General features: G+C 63.1%; 15 protein-coding genes. 12 read left to right on the forward strand and 3 right to left on the reverse strand.

Translation table 11 applies throughout. From position 1 onward, the window contains the following. Positions 1–383 precede the first annotated feature (383 nt). The 3 genes from V5B44_RS16110 (at position 384) to purT (ending at position 5,561) form a co-directional block, all read left to right on the forward strand. On the forward strand, positions 384–2,918 hold the full coding sequence (locus V5B44_RS16110; protein ID WP_332360006.1) for a sensor domain-containing protein: 2,535 nt from the start codon (positions 384–386) through the stop codon (positions 2,916–2,918). Between the two features lie 696 nt (positions 2,919–3,614). Then, the gene (locus V5B44_RS16115; protein WP_332360007.1) at positions 3,615–4,178 is read left to right on the forward strand and encodes a cyclic nucleotide-binding domain-containing protein; all 564 of its coding nucleotides are present in this window, start codon (positions 3,615–3,617) and stop codon (positions 4,176–4,178) included. Between the two features lie 183 nt (positions 4,179–4,361). Continuing rightward, entirely contained in the window at positions 4,362–5,561 is a 1,200-nt protein-coding gene (gene purT / locus V5B44_RS16120; protein ID WP_332360008.1) for a formate-dependent phosphoribosylglycinamide formyltransferase, read from the forward strand. A gap of 58 nt (positions 5,562–5,619) precedes the next feature. Here purT and V5B44_RS16125 read toward each other — a convergent pair whose 3' ends face one another. Further along, positions 5,620–5,982, reverse strand: a complete 363-nt coding sequence (locus V5B44_RS16125) for a hypothetical protein (RefSeq protein ID WP_332360010.1) — start codon at positions 5,980–5,982, stop codon at positions 5,620–5,622. 221 nt (positions 5,983–6,203) lie between these two features. Between V5B44_RS16125 and V5B44_RS16130 the strand changes: the two genes are divergently transcribed. The 3 genes from V5B44_RS16130 (at position 6,204) to V5B44_RS16140 (ending at position 7,802) form a co-directional block, all read left to right on the forward strand. Further along, on the forward strand, positions 6,204–6,785 hold the full coding sequence (locus V5B44_RS16130; RefSeq protein ID WP_332360011.1) for an SCO family protein: 582 nt from the start codon (positions 6,204–6,206) through the stop codon (positions 6,783–6,785). A gap of 18 nt (positions 6,786–6,803) precedes the next feature. Continuing rightward, complete coding sequence (locus V5B44_RS16135; protein WP_332360012.1) at positions 6,804–7,226, forward strand: DUF1318 domain-containing protein; 423 nt, start codon at positions 6,804–6,806, stop codon at positions 7,224–7,226. Positions 7,227–7,331: 105 nt separating this feature from the next. Further along, a complete protein-coding gene (locus V5B44_RS16140; RefSeq protein ID WP_332360013.1) occupies positions 7,332–7,802 on the forward strand; it encodes a copper chaperone PCu(A)C in 471 nt (156 codons plus the stop codon). Positions 7,803–7,902: 100 nt separating this feature from the next. Here the strand turns inward: V5B44_RS16140 and V5B44_RS16145 are convergent, their stop codons facing one another. Beyond that, positions 7,903–9,000: a calcium/sodium antiporter gene (locus V5B44_RS16145; protein ID WP_332360014.1), complete on the reverse strand. Its 1,098-nt coding sequence runs from the start codon at positions 8,998–9,000 to the stop codon at positions 7,903–7,905. A 191-nt stretch (positions 9,001–9,191) separates the two neighbouring features. On the opposite strand from V5B44_RS16145, the gene V5B44_RS16150 reads away from it, so the two are divergent. From V5B44_RS16150 to V5B44_RS16175, 6 genes are all read left to right on the forward strand, one after another. Next, positions 9,192–9,923: a queuosine precursor transporter gene (locus tag V5B44_RS16150; RefSeq protein WP_332360063.1), complete on the forward strand. Its 732-nt coding sequence runs from the start codon at positions 9,192–9,194 to the stop codon at positions 9,921–9,923. A gap of 105 nt (positions 9,924–10,028) precedes the next feature. Continuing rightward, positions 10,029–10,379, forward strand: coding sequence for a CidA/LrgA family protein (locus V5B44_RS16155; protein ID WP_332360015.1), 351 nt, complete (start codon positions 10,029–10,031; stop codon positions 10,377–10,379). A gap of 1 nt (position 10,380) precedes the next feature. Further along, positions 10,381–11,100 (forward strand): LrgB family protein, encoded by a 720-nt coding sequence (locus tag V5B44_RS16160; RefSeq protein WP_332360016.1) that lies wholly within the window; start codon positions 10,381–10,383, stop codon positions 11,098–11,100. 8 nt (positions 11,101–11,108) lie between these two features. After that, positions 11,109–12,008 (forward strand): DMT family transporter, encoded by a 900-nt coding sequence (locus V5B44_RS16165; RefSeq protein WP_332360017.1) that lies wholly within the window; start codon positions 11,109–11,111, stop codon positions 12,006–12,008. 154 nt (positions 12,009–12,162) lie between these two features. Beyond that, on the forward strand, positions 12,163–13,512 hold the full coding sequence (locus V5B44_RS16170) for a cbb3-type cytochrome c oxidase subunit I (protein ID WP_332360018.1): 1,350 nt from the start codon (positions 12,163–12,165) through the stop codon (positions 13,510–13,512). After that, positions 13,509–14,093, forward strand: a complete 585-nt coding sequence (locus tag V5B44_RS16175) for a TlpA family protein disulfide reductase (protein WP_332360019.1) — start codon at positions 13,509–13,511, stop codon at positions 14,091–14,093. Before V5B44_RS16170 ends, V5B44_RS16175 begins: the two co-directional genes overlap by 4 nt. Positions 14,094–14,255: 162 nt before the next feature. Here the strand turns inward: V5B44_RS16175 and V5B44_RS16180 are convergent, their stop codons facing one another. Then, complete coding sequence (locus V5B44_RS16180; protein WP_332360020.1) at positions 14,256–16,172, reverse strand: FAD-binding oxidoreductase; 1,917 nt, start codon at positions 16,170–16,172, stop codon at positions 14,256–14,258. Position 16,173 lies beyond the last annotated feature (1 nt).

Consider the following 16,173-nt stretch of genomic DNA (forward strand, 5'->3'; position numbering starts at 1 on the left):
TATTCTTGCCTGACGGGTAGCTTTGAAGGAAGAGCGGCCAGTGTGTGCGGGATGGGGTCCGTCGGCATCCGGTTATCAGGAGACAGTCAAGCCGCTCGTCCATTGCTGACGTTCGCTTGGGGTGATTTCTCCGAAGCCGCCATTCAATCGGCGCCACCGATTCCGTCAGTCTGAACTTCGGTTACGCGGCGGTTTGAGTCATTCGCGATGTCGTAAGCATCAGATTTGATCGGCCGGTGTCAGGGTAGATCTGCCGTTGCGACGACACAGGAAGATCACCCGTATCCAGCTACATTGCGCGAGGAGAAGCGTCAGTCGAAGTACTATGGCAACACTTCACTGCCACACGGAATGTTCGCGGGTGTGATTGTCTGGGTATTTTTATGAGCGAATCAACAGTATCTGAAAACTACGACCTCCGTCTGTATCGATCTCTTTTCGATGCGGCGGGCGACGCAATCATTGTGAGTTCTGTGCAGGGGCTTGCAATCGAGTGTAATCAAGCCACCCTGGAACTGTTTGCCTGTACTCGGGAGCAGATAATTGGCTCTTCTCCGATAAGTTGGTCGCCGGAGTTTCAGCCAGCAGGACGCCGGAGCGATGAAATGGCCGCAGAAGTATTTGCCCGCGCCAAAGCGGGTGAAGTGGTGCGCTTCGAGTGGGAAAACCGGCGTTCTGATGGCAAACCGCTTCCCGTTGATGTCACCGTTCGATTCGCCAGACTTGAAGGCGATGAGAGGTATGTCGTTATTTGTCGGGATCTCACCGAACGTAGGCAAGTGGAGGCTTTACGTCAGGACGCGCTGGATAGGTTCCGACAACTAACCCAACTGGTACCCGGTGTGGTCTATCAATTCCGGTTACGCCCCGATGGCAGCTCGTGCATGCCCTATGTGAGTGGCGCTTTCCGGGAGATGTTCGGGCTCACTGCAAATGAAGTGCGCGAGGACGCGACCAAGGCGCTGATGCGAGCGCATCCGGATGATGTCGAAGGCCTCATGGCCTCGATACAAATGTCGGCTAAAGACATGACACCGTGGCAGCACGAATATCGGCTGAAAGTTGACGATGGCACAGAGCACTGGGTGTTCGGAAATAGCCTGCCTCAGAGGGATGTCGATGGATCGGTACTCTGGCATGGCTTCATTACGGACATCACCGAGCGCAAGCAAGCCGAAGCGGCACTCATCGAAAGCGAGGAACGCTGGAAGTTTGCGCTCGAAGGCGCGGGTGAAGGCGTTTGGGACTGGAACATCCAGACTGGTGACGCGGTGTACTCCAGACGATGGAAAGAAATGCTCGGTTATGCCGAAGGTGAGATCGGGAATAACTCCTCCGAATGGTCGAGCCGTGTCCACCCGGAGGACATGCCCAAGGTGATGGCGGCAATCCAGGCCCATATCGACGGCAAGACACGCTCGGCCGCGATTGAGTTTCGCATGTTCTGCAAGGATGGCACTTGGCTATGGACGCTAGGCCGCGGCATGGTGGTAAGCCGCGATGCCAACGGCAAGCCTTTGCGCCTGGTTGGCACCAACGCCGACGTCACCGAACGCAAGGCGACGGCCGACAAGATCGAACGCTTGGCTTTCTACGACCCGCTCACCGATCTGCCCAACCGGCGGCTCCTGCTCGACCGGCTGGAACAGGCTTTGTCCAGCAGCACCCGCCACCATCGCTACGGCGCCCTGATGCTGCTAGACATGGATGATTTCAAGACGCTCAACGACACGCTGGGGCATGACGTCGGCGACCAGCTTCTGGTAGAGGTGACAAGCCGCCTGCAAGCCGCCGTCCGTGAAGGCGATACCGTCGCGCGTCACGGCGGCGACGAGTTTGTGGTGATACTCGAAGATCTCAGCGAAGACACGCTCGCCGCCACGCAGGCAGAAAACGTTGCCGTGAAGATTCTGCACGTCGTTAGCCAGCCTTACCTGCTCGATCTGACTCTTCGAGAGGGCTTGACGAACAAGCGCAGCTATCACTGCACATCGAGCATTGGCATCACCCTGTTTCGAGGCCACTCCCTCTCGGCCGATGAGTTGATGAGACGCGCTGACACGGCCATGTATCAGGCCAAGGCCGGTGGCCGCAACTCGCTGCGCTTCTTCGATCCGGAGATGCAGGCAGTCGTGGCTGCCCGCGCCACCCTCGATAGCGATCTGCGCGAGGCGGTGCGGGAGGGCCAGTTCTGCCTTTACTACCAACCCCAGGTGGACAGCGCCGGAAACCGAACGGGGGCCGAGGCTCTGGTGCGCTGGCGGCATCCCCGGCGCGGCCTGGTGCCCCCGGTCGAGTTCATTCCCCAGGCCGAGGCAACGGGACTGATCATTCCTATCGGTCGTTGGGTACTTGAAACTGCATGCGCCCAACTGGTGGCCTGGGAAGACCTGCCGAAGATGTCTCATCTCACGGTGGCGGTCAATGTCAGCGCCCGCCAGTTCCGCCATGGGGATTTCGTGGATCAGGTACTGGCGATAATCGACGGCACCGGAGTTAACCCTCAGAAACTGAAACTGGAACTGACCGAGAGCCTGCTGCTGGATGATGTGGAAGACATCATCACCAAGATGACCGTGCTGAAAGCCAGAGGTATCGGCTTCTCACTGGACGACTTTGGCACGGGCTATTCTTCGCTGTCTTATCTGAAACGCTTGCCGCTCGACCAACTCAAGATTGACCAGTCCTTCGTCAGGGATGTGCTGACGGATCCCAACGACGCCGCCATCGCCCGAACCATCGTAGCCCTGGCGCAAAGCATGGGTCTAGCCGTGATCGCCGAGGGCGTAGAAACAGAGGCACAGCGTGAATTTCTTGCCGCCAATGGCTGTACTGCTTACCAGGGCTTCCTGTTTGGCCGGCCAATGCCTCAGGGGGAGTTTTCGCAGCCGACCGGAGCGACTGCAAGGGAAGCGTAAGCCGTCATACACGGTGTGAATGGCAACACAGGGGTTTGGCTCGGTTCCGTCCACCAGCCGCAGAACCTGTGCGTCGGCAACCAGTCTTGAGCGGACCGACAGTTTCCTCAAACGAGCGTCTCTTGATGGCCGATTGTACGCGTTCAGCACTCGACCAGAAAGCACCCGTCGGGGCCGACAAGTAGCTTGCGTGCCTGCGAGTCCGAGGCCGAATCCCCGATCGCGAGGTGGCCCCTCGTGGGGCCGTCCAGAGCCGTCTCGGCGCAATCGCTGGGCGCGGGATCACCGGCCCCCCCACTCGCCGCGGCGCCGGAGTCCGGCGGTCGGCCGGCCAGGCGGTTCTGTTGCCGGTCGATCGAATCAGCGCTATTTCGTTGAAAAGGGTCGAGTTTTCGCCCCAGGAAGGCGAACGCCGATGGCAGGGGTTCGGGATAGGCTCGGTGCGACCCGGTCGGTCGGAAGCGAAGAGAAAAAGGCGTTAAGAATCTTCGGCTTTGGTACAATAGAAATCAGTGTGGGCCCGACTGTTAATCCGTAGGTCCCTGGTTCGAGCCCAGGTCGGGGAGCCAAAGAAATCAAGCGCCAGGCCCCAGTTACCAGCTGGGGCCTTTTTGCTGTTCCAGCAGCGACCTGGCGCCAACGGAAGCGTGGTGAGTGCGGTTCCCTGGCGGGTGTTTTCAGGAGAAGGGACGCGAAGTGGAACTTTCGGGCGACCAGCGCCTGGCGGAACTCGAGTACCTCGGCGACGCGACGCCGTTCGCGTCGCGATTACACGCCATGCTCCCCTACTGGCCTCTCTTCGAGAACCTGAATCTCGCCGAGATCGGACTGCTGAGCCAGTTCCTGCAGGTGTTCCGGGCACAGGTCGGCCAGGAAGTGATCCGGGAGGGCGACGCCGGCGACTTCATGATGTTCGTGATCGAGGGCAGCATCCAGGTGTTCAAACAGGGCAACAACGATGCTCCGCGCCTGATCGCCGTCGTCGGGGCGGGCAAGACGCTTGGCGAGATGTCGCTGATCGACGGTGATCCACGTTCCGCAAGCTGTATTGCCGACCGTGTGACGGTGATGGGCGTGCTGACGCGAGAAAGCCTGGCGAGCATCATTCTCGAACAGCCCATTCTGGGCGCCAAGATCCTGATGGAACTCGTGGTGATGCTCTCGCACAGATTACGCGAGACGAGTTCGCAGTTGCTTGCCTGTCTCGACCGCGAGCGCGTGGAGAACGGTGGCAGCGAAGCCGGCGCCAGTTTCGTTTGAGGCTGCTCGGGAGGGGGCGCCCGGCGCACGATCACTCGCCATTCAGCAGGCGGCTTCATTGGCACGGCATACACCCTGCCATGGCCCGACCGACGCCTGGTCTGGCGCATGACGCCGCTGCCGGCTGTATCGATGGCCTCGCCCGGGCCTTTCGCCCGCTTCACGGAAGAGAAGGAAATTGCCATGAAAATCGGAACCCCCTTGTCCGCCAGCGCCCTGCGCGTGATGTTGCTGGGCGCCGGAGAGCTCGGCAAGGAAGTGATCATTGCGCTGCAGCGCTTCGGCGTCGAAGTGATTGCCGTCGATCGCTACCCAAACGCTCCCGGCCAACAGGTCGCGCACCGCGCGCACGTCATCGACATGACTGACGGCGCCGCGCTGCGCGCGCTGATCGCAGAGGAGAAGCCGCACGTCATCGTGCCCGAAATCGAGGCCATCGCGACCGATATCCTCGTCGAAGTCGAAGCCGATGGCCTGGCCGAGGTCATTCCGACCGCGCGTGCCGCCCGGCTGACGATGAACCGCGAAGGTATCCGCCGCCTCGCCGCCGAGGAACTCGGCCTGCCGACCTCGCCCTATCGCTTTGCCGATTCGCTGCCCGAGCTACAGGCGGCAATCGACAGTGGCATCGGCTATCCCTGCATGGTCAAGCCGGTGATGTCGTCGTCGGGCAAGGGGCAGTCGCTGCTGCGCGGGCCTGGCGACCTGCAGACCGCCTGGGATTACGCAGCGAGTGGCGGGCGCGTTAACCAGGGCCGGGTGATCGTCGAAGGCGTGATTGACTTCGACTACGAAATCACCCTGCTCACCGTGCGCGCCTGCGATGCTGCCGGCGTCGTCCGGACCACGTTTTGCGAGCCGATCGGCCACATTCAGGTCGCCGGTGATTACGTCGAGTCGTGGCAGCCGCAAGCAATGAGCCCGGTTGCACTGGCGAAGTCGCGCCACATCGCCGCTGCCGTCACCGGGAGCCTCGGGGGACGGGGTATTTTCGGCGTCGAGCTGTTCGTCAAGGGCGACCAGGTGTGGTTCTCCGAAGTCAGCCCGCGCCCGCACGACACCGGCCTGGTCACGCTGTGTTCGCAGCACTTCTCGGAATTTGAGTTGCACGCCCGTGCCATCCTCGGCCTGCCGGTGGATACCGGCCTGCGCGAGCCCGGCGCTTCGGCGGTGATCTACGGCGGGCTCGATGAACCGGGCATCGCTTTCGCAGGCGTCGACAACGCGCTGGCCGTGCCGCGCAGCGATCTGCGGCTGTTCGGCAAGCCGGAGTCATTCAGGAAACGCCGGATGGGTGTTGCGGTGGCCAACGGCGAGAATGTGGCACAGGCACGTGAGCGGGCCAAACTGGCAGCGAGTCGGGTGAGGCCGGTGGTCGCTTGATCCGGGTTTGGACGAGACCGCTGTCGCAGTACGAGTTTGCGCGTCAGCCAGGCGTTGGTCAGGCCGGTGGCTCGTTGTCGTTTTCGGGCGTCGAGCGTTCCTGCTTTTCGCGCAGACGCTCGTTCTTGTCGCCGCTGCTCAGGAAGAAGTAACGGCCGGCCAGAACACAGCCCTTCATCCCGGGGTCGCAGTTCAGGTCATTGATCTTGGTGCATATGCCGTTGATTTCGTGCGGGCAGCCCCAGGAGGCCATGGCGTTTCCTCGATGATCGAAGCGGAATGCATGATAAGGCCAGGCCGGCGCATCCGCCAGCGCGATGCGTTGCAGCGCCGGCGCGTGATTGACCAGGACATCGGCAGCCTCGGGCGTGACGGTCGAAATATCGCCGTTCCGCGCCAGCCGACGTGGAATGAGCGACAATGATTAATCTGTATCAAGGCTGCTGAAGGCCCGTGTGCCGATAATGCTTGGCGATGCGTTCTTTTTCGCTGGCGTTGGCCGAAACCGCCTGACGCTGCTCTCGCTCGGCTGGTCTGGCGGCAGCTCCGCCGCGATACGAAGCCAGCGGGCGGCATTCGATTCATCAAGCGTTGCCATCGGAGCCCTCGCTACCGATCATTGACCATCATCCACAGACCACCATGAACCCGCTCCCGACCCTGATCCTGTGTATCGCGCTCCTGTTCGCAGGCTGTTCGCAGCCGCCCAGCTTCAAGTCGACCGATATTTCAGGCGCCGACTGGGGCAAGGAACTTGCCTTGACCGACCATCACGGCCAGCCCCGCCGGCTGGCTGATTTCAAAGGCAAGGCAGTGGTCGTTTTCTTCGGCTACACCCAGTGCCCGGACGTCTGCCCGACGACGCTATCGTCGATGCAGGCGGTGCTGAGTGCGCTCGGCGACGCCGCCGGCCGTGTTCAGGTGCTCTTTGTGACGCTGGATCCGGCGCGCGACAGCGCCCAGCTGCTGGCCGAGTATGTGACCGCCTTTCACCCCAGCTTCATTGGCCTGCACGGTGACGAGGCGACCACCGCAGCGGTCGCCAAGGATTTCAAGGTTTTCTACGCCAGGCAGGCGGGGACGACTCCCGGCAGTTACAGCATCGACCACTCCACGGGCAGCTATGTCTTTGACCCGCAGGGTCGGCTGCGGCTTCTCGTCCGCCACGGTGAAACACCCGACAACGTTGCCGCCGATTTGAAACTGTTGCTGGCGGGCAAGTGATCTTTCAGGAAACCGGACATGAAACGCTTTCTCCTGCTGCTCGCCTTTCTTTCCCTGCCGGTTTTCGCTGCATGCCCGGGCGAGCCGATCAACCTCGACATCGGCACCCCGCCGGTGGTGGTGGTCAAACACAGCCTTGCCCAACGCGCCTCGAGACTCGTTCGCTTCTACGACGCGGGGATCATCGGGCTGGGTTACGACGGCATGGTCAAGATGCGTGACGCCAGCCGGCTTACCTTGCCGCAGCGGCAGATCGCCGAAAAGTTGATCGACAACGAGAACCCGGACCGGAATTCGCTGATCTATGCTCTTGCCGAAGCGCAGGGCGGGCAGGTTTGCGAGCCAGCCGCGCGCGCCGCGCAGGTCAAGCGCTGGAAGGAGCAGTTTCACTCTGGCTGGTGGATCGAGGATGCGCCGGGCAAGTGGAGCATCAAACCCTGAGCGTCTGTGCTTGCCGGCGACCCCGCCAACTGCGGCAACTGGTCGCGGAGAGAAGCGCAAGTGCTCGTTTATAATAGTTTTTCATCAAAGAAGAAGGAGTACGGCTTGAACGCAAGAAAAACGCTAGTGTCCCTGGCGCTGCTCAGCCTTTCGTCGGCCGCTGCGCTCGCCGCTGATGTCGAGGTCAAGGGGCCGTGGGTGCGCGGTACCGTCAGCGGCCAGCAGGCGACCGGCGCCTTCATGGAAATCACCAGCAAGTCGGGAGCGGTGCTGGTCGGTGCCGCCAGTCCGGCCGCCGGGATCACGGAAATTCATGAGATGAAGATGGACGGCGGCGTCATGAGCATGCGCGCCATCCCACGTCTTGAGCTACCGGCCGGCAAACCGGTGCAGCTCGGCCCGGGCGGCTACCATGTGATGCTGATCAACCTCAAGCAGCCGCTGAAGAAGGGCGATTCGGTGCCGCTGACGCTGCAGGTCGAGGGCAAGGACAAGAAGGTCGAAACGATTCAGATCAAGGCCGAGGTGCGCGACCTGACTGCGGCCGCGTCGCCGGCAAGCGAACACAAGCACTGATCGCCGGTTTCATTTCACTCTTCAGCAGCGCCGATCAGCGCAACGCCGGTGGCGATGTCGAGAAACCGGAGCCGCCGGCTGACCGCGATGGGCTCTCCTGTCATCCGATGCCCTGTCGTCTGCGCCACTCGCGCCAGGCGATGACCACCAGCGTCACCGCGGTCAGCGGTAGCACGAAACTCATCATCACGCTGCCGTAAGCCGCGGCCGCGTGGTGCTGCTGCGCGGCGAGCAGCAGATAGGCCGTGTAGGCGGCGTAATAGAACATGAACAGCGCGCCTTCCCAGCGCGAGATGAGGTGGCCGGTGAAGAAGATCGGCAAACAGGCAACGGCGACGGCGATCATCACCGGCAGGTCAAAGTTGAGCATGGCATGGCCCACCGGCAAGGCGTCGGGGGCCAGCAGGCTCGACACGCCGAGAACACCAAGAATGTTGAAGGTATTGCTGCCGATGACGTTGCCGACCGCGATATCACGCTCGCCACGCAGGGTGGCGACCAGCGATGTGGCGACCTCGGGCAGGGAGGTGCCGATGGCGACGATGGTCAGGCCGATGACGACTTCGCTGAGGCCCAGCACCCTGGCGAAAGTCACCGCGGCATCTACCAGCCAGTTGGCACCGAGAATCAGCAGCACCAGACCGCCGGCAATCAGCGCCAGCTGTACGCTCCAGTGACTGTCCCAGGTGGCGGCATTCGGCACATCCGGTTCCGGCGCGAATCCCTGCGCATATTCGTCGTGCGTCGCCCGGCTCTCCCGGCGGCTTTGCCGGATCAGAAACACCGTATAGGCGATCAGCAAGCCGAACAGCAGCGCCCCTTCCAGGCGATCGATGCCGCCATTGATCGCCAGTACGAAGAGCAGCAGCGAGGCGCCGAGCATGATCGGCACTTCCTGGCGGATCAGTTGTGGCGCAACGACCAGCGGTGCAAACAGCGCCGAGAGCCCGAGAATGAAGAGCACGTTGAAGATGTTGCTGCCGACGACGTTGCCCAGCGCGATGTCGACCTGTCCGCCCCAGGCCGAGCGGACCGACACCGCCAGTTCCGGCGCGCTCGTGCCGAAGGCGACGACGGTCAGCCCGACCACCAGCGGTGAGATGCCGAATGACAGCGCCAGTCTGGACGCGCCACGTACCAGTACCTGAGCGCCGGCCACCAGCGCGATCAGGCCGAGAAAGAAAACCACCAGGGTCATGCTCGAATCCTTTTATGTTCAATGTTTGTCGCGAGCCGGGCGCATGCCTCCTGCTGTTTCAGGAGTGGTTACACCCGACACCGGAGTATGCCTTCTATCGACGGCCAACGCGCGGGAAAAACGCTGACGCCCAGAACAGGGAAAGGTTCCGCCCGGCACCGGCAAAGGGTTTCCGTGGTATAAGTGCCGCGATGCATGCGCAGGAACTGCTTTTGACGCCGCCGCACCGCCGCGCCTACCGCTATTTCGACCTGGTGATGGCCGCGTTCGTCGCGGTTTATCTTTGCTCAAACCTCATTGGGCCGGCGAAGGCAGCGCAACTCACCTTACCTTTGCTGGGTCCAGTAACCTTTGGCGCCGGCGTGCTGTTCTTCCCGATTTCCTACATCTTTGGCGACATCCTCACCGAGGTATACGGCTACGCCCGGGCGAGGCGCGTGATCTGGGCGGGATTCGGCGCCATGGCCTTTGCCTCGCTGATGGCCTGGGTCGTCGTTCAGCTGCCGCCGGCACCGGAGTGGCGCAATCAGGCGGCTTACGAGATCGCTTTCGGCTCGACCTGGCGGATCGTGCTTGCGTCACTGATTGCCTTCTTCTGCGGCGAGTTCGTCAATTCCTTCGTGCTGGCGAAGATGAAAATCCTCACTCGCGGTCGCTGGCTGTGGACCCGTACCATCGGCTCGACGATCGTCGGCGAGGGCGTCGATTCGGCGCTGTTCTATCCGCTTGCTTTCTATGACTCGGGGCTGATTCCCAACGCAATCCTGTGGCAGGTGATGCTCTCCCAGTTCGTCGCCAAGGTGATGGTCGAGGTGGTGTTCACGCCGGTCACCTACAAGGTGGTAGCGGCGCTCAAGCGGGCAGAGAACGAGGATTACTACGACCTGCAGACCAACTTCACGCCCTTCAGCCTGAAGACCTGAGGCGTTCGCCCCGCCTTGCAAGCTGCTGCAGGTGTTGCGGCGCGCCGGTGAAAGCCGGCGACGAGCCGCAGTTGCGCTTGCCGTTTCCTGCTAGAGGAGAATTTCATGATCGCTGCACTGACCCAACTGCTCGTTCTGCAACTGGTCGGCGAAGTCATCGCCCGCGGGCTGAACCTGCCGATTCCCGGTCCCGTGATCGGCATGCTGCTCCTGTTCCTGGCCCTGGCGCTACGGCGTGGACCGACGTCCGACCTCCAGTCGACCAGTCAGGGGTTGCTGCAGCACCTTTCGCTGCTGTTCGTACCGGCCGGTACGGGCATCGTCCTGCATCTGCATCGCGTCGCCGACGAATGGCTGCCGCTGCTGCTCTCGCTGCTGTTCAGCACCGTCCTGACGCTGGCGTTGACCGCGCTGGTGATGCGCCTGTGCGCGCGGCGTGCGGTGACCGGAGAGTGACATGACGCCACAGATCAACGAGCTCTGGGTCTATCTCTCGACTTCGCCGCTGCTTGGCCTGACCTTGACGCTGCTGGCCTATCAGGGTGCCTGGTGGATCCATCGCCGCGCCGGCTTCAGCCCCCTGGCCAATCCGGTGCTGCTCGCCGTGGCGGCGCTGGTCGGCCTGCTGGCGGTCACCGATACGCCTTACCAGACCTATTTCGACGGGGCCCAGTTCGTGCACTTCCTGCTCGGGCCGGCAACAGTGGCACTGGCGGTACCCTTGTACATGCAGTTTCAGCGCGTGCGTGCGATGCTCGTACCGGTGATTGTCGGGCTGCTGGTCGGCAGCGTTGTCGCAGCCGCGTCCGCTGTTCTGGTGGCGCGGCTGTTCGGCGCCAGCCTCGCCACGCAGCTTTCCCTGGCCCCGAAGTCGGTGACGACGCCGATCGCCATGGGGATTGCCGAACGCATCGGTGGCATTCCCTCGCTGACGGCAGTGTTGGTCATCAGTACCGGCATTCTCGGCGCCGTCCTTGGTCGCTATCTGTTCGACGCCCTGCGTATCCGTGACCCGGCGATTCGGGGCTTTGCCACCGGCATTACGGCGCACGGCATCGGCACTGCGCGTGCCTTTCAGGAGAGCGAGCAGGCTGGCGCCTTCGCGGCGCTGGCGATGGGCATGAACGGGCTGGCGACCGCACTGCTGCTGCCGGCGCTCCTGCCGCTCCTGCAGTAAGCCGGACCATGCCCTGGCAGCACTGGTCGGCTGAACGCCTGGGGGTCGCCCTCGCGGTATTGGCGGCGCTCGGTTTCTCGTTCAAGGCGATTTTCGTCAAGCTGGCCTACGCGGCCGCACCGGTCGATGCGGTCACGTTGCTGTCACTGCGCATGGTGTTTTCGCTGCCGGTGTTTCTCTGGGTGGGCTTCGTCGCCAGCCGTTCGGCGCCGCCGCTGACCCGCAACGACTGGGCGATGCTGGTGGCGCTGGGCCTGCTCGGCTACTACGGTGCCAGCATCCTCGATTTCCTTGGCCTGCAGTACATCTCGGCTGGTCTCGAGCGCCTGATCCTGTTCACCTACCCGACGCTGACATTGCTGATCGGCGTGCTGTTCATGGGCAAGTCGCTGTCGCGCGGCGAGGTGGTTTCGCTGCTCCTGTCCTACGCCGGTATCGGACTGGCCTTCGCGCATGATCTCGATACCATGGGTGAGACGACCAGTGTACTGATCGGCGCCGCCTTTGTTTTCGCCTCGTCGCTCTCCTACGCACTGTATCTCGCCGGCAGCGGCCCGGCCATCGCGCGGCTCGGGGCAGCGCGCTTCACGGCTTTGGCGATGCTGGTGTCGACGCTGGCGACGCAGGTGCACTTTCTCGCCACGCAGCCACTTTCGGCGTTGCTCCAGCCGCTGCCGGTCTATGCCTACGGTGCGGCGATGGCGCTCTTTTCGACGGTGCTGCCGGTGTTCATGCAGTCAGCGGCGATTCGCCGCATCGGTTCGGGCAAGGCGGTGCTGATCGGCACCCTGGGTCCGATGCTGACGATTCTCTTCGGCTGGTGGTTGCTCTCCGAGCCGATTTCGGCGGCGCAGTTGGCCGGTGCCATGCTGGTGCTGGCGGGGGTGCTGCTGGCCAGCCGACGGTAGCTGGCCAACCAGCGCCCCCTTTGCCGATTGCGCTGCCGGCCCTGCAGCGCTTGCCCGGGACTTGAGGCGATTGCCGCGAGCTTGGCGCCGGCAGCCAGCTCACCGTATACTCACACGATTTTCCTTGCGCGAGGCAGCAGTGGATTCACAGCTAATGACAGCATCTTCCGGCGAGTCGGGGACGCCGGCGATTGCTTCGGGAACACCGGCCACTCTGGCGCGTGCCTGGTTGTGGCTGGGGGTGATGGCGCTGATCGGTTCCGGTCTGCTCGCCGTGCTGCTGGTCCTGTCGCGCACGCCCGGCATTCAGGACGTCTTTCCGCTCAAGGATATGTTCCGTGCGGCGCTGGTGGTGCACGTCGACCTGTCGGTCGCAGTCTGGTTCATGGCCTTTGCCGCGGTGATCTGGTCTGCGGTCGGCGGTTCGGGACTGGCGTGGCTTGGCTGGAGTGGTTTCGGCCTGGCGGCGCTGGGGACGGCGCTGATGACCGTCTCGCCATTCTTTCCGGGCGCCGATCCGGTGCTCAACAACTACATCCCGGTGCTCGAGCAGCCGCTGTTTTTTGCCTCCCTCTGGATCTTCGGCGTCGGCGTGAGCCTGGCCGTGTTGCGCGCCCTGCTCACCACCTGGCCACGACGCCTTCTTGCCGAGCCGTTGCGACTTGGCGCCTTCCTCGGTGCGGTCGCCGCATTCCTGTCGCTGGCTGCCTTTTTCTGGTCGTGGTGGATGGTGCCCTGGGTCGAGGGGGTGATCTATTACGAAGTGCTGTTCTGGGGGGGCGGGCATACGCTGCAGTTTCAACACGCGCTGCTGATGGTCGTTGCCTGGCTATGGATGGCGGCGCATCTCGATCGCCCGTCGATCGCGACGGCACGCGCAGTGTCCTTTCTCTTCCTGGTCGCTGCCGTGCCGCTGCTTGTCGTGCCGGCAATCTACCTGCTGGTGCCGGTTGGCTCACTACCGCATGTGGAGCTGTTCGCCAAGCTCATGATCTGGGGGCATCCGTACATGGCGCCGCTGGTCATCCTCGGCGCCCTCTCGCTGTGGGGCCTGCGCGGCGTCCCGGCGGCGCCGGCCAAGTCGGCGTTCGTGGCTTCCTTCGTCCTTTTTGCCCTGGGTGGCGTGCTGGGTTACCTGATTCACGGGGCGAACGTCGTCATCCCGGCGCACTACCATGGTTCGACGGTCGGCGTGACGCTGGCCTTCATGGGCCTCGCCTACGTGCTGCTGCCGACCCTCGGTTTCGGCCGCGCCGACAGCCGGATGGCGATCTGGCAACCCTACGTCTATGGCGCCGGTCAGTTGATCCATGTGCTGGGCCTGGCCTGGTCTGGCGGCTATGGGGTGCAGCGCAAGGTTGCCGGCGCCGACCAGTTCCTGACGACACTGCCGCAGAAGGTCGGCATGGGCATGATGGGGCTGGGTGGCCTGATCGCAGTCATTGGCGGGCTGATGTTCGTCGTCGTCTGTCTGAAGGCGATGTCGCGGCGCAACGGACGATGAACCGGCAACATGCACTGGGACTGGCGGTGGCGGCCGGTCTGGCCACGCTGGCGACGATCGGCTGGATGGGCTACCGCCTGCTGGAGCAGAACCGCTTGCCGGCCGCCGGCATTCCCCGCGGCCTGATCTCGTCGCAGCAGTTGCCGCCGGAACAGGGGCAGGCGGTGGCCGATGCGATCATGGCGCTGACTCTGCCCGATCTCGAAGGGCGTCCGCAGGCCATCGCCCAGTGGCGGGGCAAGATCCTGGTGGTCAATTACTGGGCCAGCTGGTGTGCTCCGTGCATCGAGGAAATGCCGGCTTTCTCTCGACTGCACGATCGCTATGCGGCACAGGGCGTGCAGTTTGTCGGTATCGGCATCGACGAAGTCGAGAAGCTGCGGACTTTCGCCAGGGCGACACCGGTGGCGTACCCCTTGCTGGTCGGCGATCCGGCCGGCAGCCAGGCGCCGGTTCTGCAGGTCAAGGGCTTGCCGTACACGGTGGTGATCGACCGCAACGGTCGCTTTGACGGCAGCCGCCTCGGCCGCATCGACGAGGTCACGCTCGAGGAGACGCTACGTCGACTCGTTGGGCAGTGAAACCGCGACCGGGCCGGGCGAACGATCATCGAAGTGCCTGCGGTCCCCGATGTCGCGAAAGGGCTCCAGGCGACCAGAAGAAAACCTGCCTTGGCGGGTTTTCTTCGTTCGTGGGATGCGCGGCTTTTCTTCGGGAGCGGCGCCGGCGAGTGACTGCCAGCCTTATCCCTGCCGTGGCTGAAACGCCATCGAGCGTGCCGAGACACTGAAGGCGTCCGAGAAGCAGGCGCCGTCTTCGGCGCCGTGCTGCTTGAGGAAGGGGAAGATCGCTTCGACCATGCGCACCGAGCCACAGGCATAGATTTCGTGCTGCTTGAGTTCCGGGAAGTCCTCGAGAATGGCTTCATGGACCAGGCCGGTGCGTCCGTTCCAGGCGTCGCCCGCCGCCGGCTCTGAGAGAACCGGAATGAAGTGGAAATTCTCGTGCTCGCGCGCCCATTGCGCCGGCAGTTCGGGCAGGTAGAGATCGCTGAGCGTCTTGACGCCCCAGTAGAGATGGATCTGGCGCTTGAGCCCGCGCTTGAAGGCGTCCTCGACCATGCTCTTGACCGGCGCGAAGCCGGTGGCACCGGCGACGAAGACGATCGGCCGCTCGGATTCGCGCAGCATGAAGTCGCCGATCGGCCCCTCGAAGCGCACTTCGTCGCCTTCCTTCATCGCCTCGAAAACGTGCGTCGTGAAGCGGCCGCCGGGCATCAGCCGGATCTGGAGTTCGACGAATTCGGCTTCGTGCGGTGGATTGGCAAACGAGAAGGCGCGCCGTTGCCCGTCCTCAAGAATGATGTTGATATACTGCCCGGCCTTGAACTTTATCTGTTGGCCTGCCGGCAGCTTGAGCAGGACGCGCATGACGTCGTGGGTGAGCTTCTCGAGCTTGACGACGCGGCCGCTGTATTCCTGGAAGCCTTTCGGCGCCGTGCTCGCCTGGTACTCGATCTCGACGTCGTCAAGTGCCGTCGCACAGCACATCAGCACCTTGCCTTGCGCCAGTTCTGCCGCAGACAGTGCGCTCGGCTGGTAAAGGCCGGGGTCGACCTTGCCCTGCAGCACCGTACACTTGCAGACGCCGCAGCCGCCGTTGCGGCACTCGTAGGGCAGGTTGATCTCCTGTCGCAGGCCGGCGTCGAGCAGTGTCTCGTCGAAGCGCGCGCTGACCGTCTTGTGATCGGGGTGGAAGGTGATCGAGGTCAGCGCCTTTGCCGAGCCGCGCCGCTTGGGGGGTAGCCAGGGAATCAGGAAGAGCAGGGCGGTGAGACCGAGCACCCAGTACCAGAGACGCATCGGATCGATGACATAGACGAGCGCCAGCACCGGCAGTTCGAACCAGTCGAATTCGATGTTCGTCGGTACCACCGACATGTCGGCTTCGCCACCCTGGCTGAGAATCGGCTTGACCAGGGCAAGCGCCAGGAACATCAGCGTGACGGCGATGGCGACCGGCCGCGGCGGGTTGATGTGCGCGCGCGGCACGCGCTGGACGTGCACCCACATGATGATGGCGACGACCAGCGGCACACCAATGTGGATGAAGGCGAGCAGCGTGAACAGACGGCTGTTGACGGTTTCGACGTAGAGGAAGTTGCGGATCAGCGTCCCGTTGAACATCGGCAAGATGTCAAACCACTCGGCGGTGGCGATGACGACGAACTGCGCCAGCTTGTCCCATACCAGCATGAAGCCGTTGACGCCGGCGATGTAGACCAGCCACAGCAGCGCCACCCCGGTCAGCCACGAGAACGAGCGGAAGCCGCGATAGCGGTCGTAGGCGAAGTGCCGCAGCATGTGCAGCAGCATGGTCAGGATCATGCCGTCGGTGGCGTAGCGGTGGATGCTGCGCAGGATGCCGCCGGCCCACCACTGGTTGTGCGTGATCCGCTCGACCGAGTCGTAGGCGTCATGGACGCCGGTATCGGCAAAGATGTAGAGGTAGAGACCGGAGCCGACGAGCAACCAGAACTGCCAGAAGCTGATCGTTCCCAGATGGTAGAAGGGGTTGAGCTTGTCGCCGAAAGCCACGTTGAAGATGTTTTCGACGCGCATGAAGAGCCAGCGCAGGATTTGTTGCAGGAGTTTGACCATG

It is taken from the genome of Candidatus Accumulibacter necessarius, from assembly GCF_036625085.1.

Excerpts from the sequence above, each read along its gene's own strand:
- V5B44_RS16180 (WP_332360020.1), bottom strand. The coding sequence starts at position 16,172 with ATGGTCAAACTCCTGCAACAAATCCTGCGCTGGCTCTTCATGCGCGTC.
- V5B44_RS16160 (WP_332360016.1), top strand. The coding sequence starts at position 10,381 with ATGACGCCACAGATCAACGAGCTCTGGGTCTATCTCTCGACTTCGCCG.
- V5B44_RS16175 (WP_332360019.1), top strand. The coding sequence starts at position 13,509 with ATGAACCGGCAACATGCACTGGGACTGGCGGTGGCGGCCGGTCTGGCC.
- V5B44_RS16145 (WP_332360014.1), bottom strand. The coding sequence starts at position 9,000 with ATGACCCTGGTGGTTTTCTTTCTCGGCCTGATCGCGCTGGTGGCCGGC.
- V5B44_RS16155 (WP_332360015.1), top strand. The coding sequence starts at position 10,029 with ATGATCGCTGCACTGACCCAACTGCTCGTTCTGCAACTGGTCGGCGAA.
- V5B44_RS16165 (WP_332360017.1), top strand. The coding sequence starts at position 11,109 with ATGCCCTGGCAGCACTGGTCGGCTGAACGCCTGGGGGTCGCCCTCGCG.
- V5B44_RS16130 (WP_332360011.1), top strand. The coding sequence starts at position 6,204 with ATGAACCCGCTCCCGACCCTGATCCTGTGTATCGCGCTCCTGTTCGCA.
- V5B44_RS16135 (WP_332360012.1), top strand. The coding sequence starts at position 6,804 with ATGAAACGCTTTCTCCTGCTGCTCGCCTTTCTTTCCCTGCCGGTTTTC.
- purT (WP_332360008.1), top strand. The coding sequence starts at position 4,362 with ATGAAAATCGGAACCCCCTTGTCCGCCAGCGCCCTGCGCGTGATGTTG.
- V5B44_RS16170 (WP_332360018.1), top strand. The coding sequence starts at position 12,163 with ATGACAGCATCTTCCGGCGAGTCGGGGACGCCGGCGATTGCTTCGGGA.
- V5B44_RS16150 (WP_332360063.1), top strand. The coding sequence starts at position 9,192 with ATGCATGCGCAGGAACTGCTTTTGACGCCGCCGCACCGCCGCGCCTAC.
- V5B44_RS16110 (WP_332360006.1), top strand. The coding sequence starts at position 384 with ATGAGCGAATCAACAGTATCTGAAAACTACGACCTCCGTCTGTATCGA.